Here is a 3348-nt window from a genome sequence, read left to right as displayed (position 1 = left end):
TGTTCATGCTCTCGTCCACGGCCTTTGACGGGCTCAGCGAGACCAAACCCTGGTTCAACGCCTTCTGGACCGATCCCACCGGGATGCTGACGCAGTGGTTCGGCGACCACCCGCTGAGGCTCTACGGTGACGTGCGCGACTGGTACATCCGCTACGAGATGCTGTGGCTGCTGATTTCGCCATTCCTGTACCTGGGCGCGTTCGCGTTGTTCCTGCTACTGGGCAAGTGGATGTGCCGCACCAGGAAGGCGGTGAGCGATCTTGCGATGGATTTCGGCTACAGCCTGTTGCCCATCGCCGTCGTCTATCACGTCACCCACTATTACACGCTGCTGCTGGATCAGGGCGTGAAGATTCGGGCGCTGGTGTCCGATCCGTTCGGCTGGAGCTGGAACCTGTTTGGCACCGCCATCACCGGCCGCGTGCCGATCCTGCCGGACATGGAGGCCATCTGGTTCAGTCAGGTCTGGCTGATACTGCTCGGCCACGTGGTCAGCGTCTATCTGGCTCACGCCGAGGCGTTGCGTCAGTTTCGGGACACGCGCAAGGCCTTGATCAACCAGGTGCCGATGCTGGCGCTGATGGTGCTGTTCACCGGCTTCGGACTGTGGATTCTGGCGCAGCCGCTGAAGGGCTAGCTGGCGCGAGTCCCGGCTCAGACTTCCAGGTAGTCGCAGATCGCCTCGGCGGCCTGCCGACCTTCGAACACCGCGGTGACGACCAGATCGGAGCCGCGGACCATGTCGCCGCCCGCGAACACCTTCGGATTGCCGGTCTGAAATGCGTGACCCTGGCTATTGCCGTTGACCTGCACACGGCCGTCGTCGTGAATGCCGATCGTGTGGTCGCCAAACCAGTCGGCCGGGTTCGGTCGGAAGCCGAAGGCGATGATCACGCGGTCGGCCTCGATCACTTCCTCGCTGCCCGGCACCGGCTCGGGGCGTCGGCGGCCGCGGTTGTCCGGTGCGCCAAGCTGGGTCTGCACGACCTTGACGCCCTCGACATGACCGTCGCCCACGATCTCGATGGGTTGGCGGTTGAACAGGAACTGCACGCCTTCTTCCTTGGCGTTGGCGACTTCGCGGCGTGAGCCCGGCATGTTCTCCTCGTCACGGCGGTAGGCGCAGAGCACGCGGTCGGCGCCCTGGCGCACCGCGGTGCGGTTGCAGTCCATCGCGGTGTCGCCGCCACCGAGCACGACGACCTTCTGTCCGGCCATGTCGATGAAGTCGCCGGGGTGGGCCTCCAGGCCCAGCTCGCGATTGATGTTGGAGATCAGGTAGGGCAGGGCATCGTGGACGCCCTCCAGGTTCTCACCGGGGAAACCACCCTTCATGTAGGTGTAGGTGCCCATGCCCAGGAACACCGCGTCGTATTCGTCGAGCAGCGACTGGAACGGGACATCGGTGCCGATTTCAACGCCGAGCCTGAATTCCACGCCCATGCCCTCGAGAATGTCGCGGCGGTTGCGCACGACTTCCTTTTCCAGCTTGAACGGCGGGATGCCGAAGGTCAGCAGGCCGCCGATCTCCTGGTACTTGTCGAACACCACGGCCTGAACGCCGTTGCGCGCGAGAATGTCGGCGCAGCCGAGGCCAGCGGGCCCGGCCCCGACGATGGCGACGCGCTTGCCGGTGGCGACCACCTGTGACATGTCCGGACGCCAGCCCTGCTTGAAGGCCTCATCGGAGATGTACTTCTCGATATTGCCGATGGTGACGGCGCCGAAGCCGTCGTTGAGCGTGCAGGCGCCTTCGCAGAGCCGGTCCTGCGGGCAGACGCGACCACAGACCTCGGGCAGCGAGTTGGTCTTGTGCGACAGCTCGGCCGCCTCGAACAAATTGCCTTCCTCGACCAGCTTCAGCCAGTTGGGGATGTAGTTGTGGACCGGGCATTTCCACTCGCAGTAGGGATTGCCGCAGGACAGGCAGCGGCCCGCCTGTTGCGCCGCGGATTCACTGTCGAACGCGCCATAAATCTCGCGGAAGTCCTTGATGCGGACTTCGACGGAGGTCTTGGCCGGATCATGCCGTGGCACATCCAGAAACTGCGTGGTGTTCTTGCCCATTAACTAGCCCTTGAAGGGTGAATGACCCGCGTTTCCCTGCGCGGGTATTTGGCGTGTCTGCCGATCAGGCCGCCTGGCGAATGGCGTCCAGCAGATCGCCGATATCGATGGCCTTCGGCTTGATCAGCCAGAACCGGCCGACCCAGTCACGCCAGTCGTCGAGGATTTCCGCGCCCCACTGGCTGCCGGTGACCCGCACGTAGTCCGCGATCAGATCACGCACGTAGTGCCGGTGGCCTTCCATGTGCTCGGCGACCAGACGGTGGATATCGATCAACTCGTGATTGTACCGGTCGACAAAATGACGGTCGCGGTCCAGCACGTAGGCGAAGCCGCCGGTCATGCCGGCGCCGAAGTTCACGCCGGTGGGGCCGAGCACGCAGACGACACCGCCCGTCATGTACTCGCAGCCGTGGTCGCCGCAGCCTTCGACGACCGCCAACGCGCCCGAATTGCGGACCGCGAAGCGCTCGCCGGCACGGCCCGCGGCGTACAGCCGGCCGCCGGTTGCGCCGTAAAGGCAGGTATTGCCGATGATGGTCGTGTCCTGCGTCTTGAACGCGCTTTTCTCCGGCGGGCGGATGGTGATGCGGCCGCCAGCCATGCCCTTGCCGACATAGTCATTGGCGTCGCCGACCAGGTCCAGGTGCAGGCCGCCGGCGTTCCATACGCCGAAGCTCTGGCCCGCGGTGCCGTTGAGCTGCACGGTGATCGGCGTGTCATCCATGCCGTCGTTGCCGTAGCGCTTGGCGATCTCGCCGGACAGGCGCGCGCCGATCGATCGGTGGTAGTTCGCGACCTTGAACGAGTACGTGCCACCGGTCTTGGATTCGATGGCTGGCAGCGCGGCCGCGACCATCTCCTCGGCCAGTTCACCCTTGTCGTAGGGCGCGTTGCGCGGCTCGACGCAGATATGCGTGCGCGGATCGGCGAGCTTGTCCACCGACAGGATCGGTGACAGATCCAGCTTGTTCTGCTTGGGCGTGATGCCGCCGTCGATGTCCAGCAGGTCGGTCCGGCCGATCAGTTCCTCGACCGAGCGGGCGCCCAGTGCCGCGAGCTGCTGACGCACGTCCTCGGCGATGAAACGGAAGAAGTTCTCCACCATCTCTGGCAGGCCGATGAAATGCTTCAGCCGCAGCACCTTGTTTTGCGTGGCCACGCCGGTGGCGCAATTGTTCAGGTGGCAGATGCGCAGATACTTGCAGCCCAGCGCCACCATCGGCGCGGTGCCGAAGCCGAAGCTCTCGGCGCCGAGAATCGCCGCCTTGACCACATCG

Annotated in this window: 3 protein-coding genes; 1 reads left to right on the top strand and 2 read right to left on the bottom strand. The window is 64.6% G+C overall.

Annotation, left to right across the window (positions count from 1 at the left end; genetic code table 11):
- Positions 1 to 638, top strand: a 638-nt coding sequence (locus tag ABNS06_RS03240) for a hypothetical protein (RefSeq protein ID WP_348672531.1), incomplete at its 5' end; no start/stop codon positions are given.
- A 17-nt stretch (positions 639 to 655) separates the two neighbouring features.
- Here the strand turns inward: ABNS06_RS03240 and ABNS06_RS03235 are convergent.
- Together ABNS06_RS03235 and ABNS06_RS03230 are read right to left on the bottom strand one after the other, a co-directional pair.
- Positions 656 to 2068 carry an FAD-dependent oxidoreductase gene (locus tag ABNS06_RS03235; protein ID WP_348672530.1) on the bottom strand — a complete coding sequence of 471 codons (1413 nt, stop codon included), beginning with the start codon at positions 2066 to 2068 and terminating at the stop codon, positions 656 to 658.
- 64 nt (positions 2069 to 2132) lie between these two features.
- Positions 2133 to 3348 (bottom strand): glutamate synthase-related protein (locus tag ABNS06_RS03230; RefSeq protein ID WP_348672529.1); only part of this gene is annotated, 1216 nt, incomplete at its 5' end.

Origin of the sequence: uncultured Abyssibacter sp., from assembly GCF_964000955.1 — a bacterium.
GTDB lineage: Bacteria > Pseudomonadota > Gammaproteobacteria > Nevskiales > OUC007 > Abyssibacter.
This window is presented reverse-complemented; position numbering and strand designations above follow the sequence as displayed.

Coding starts and splice junctions, on each gene's coding strand:
- ABNS06_RS03235 (WP_348672530.1), bottom strand. CDS start 2,068: ATGGGCAAGAACACCACGCAGTTTCTGGATGTGCCACGGCATGATCCG.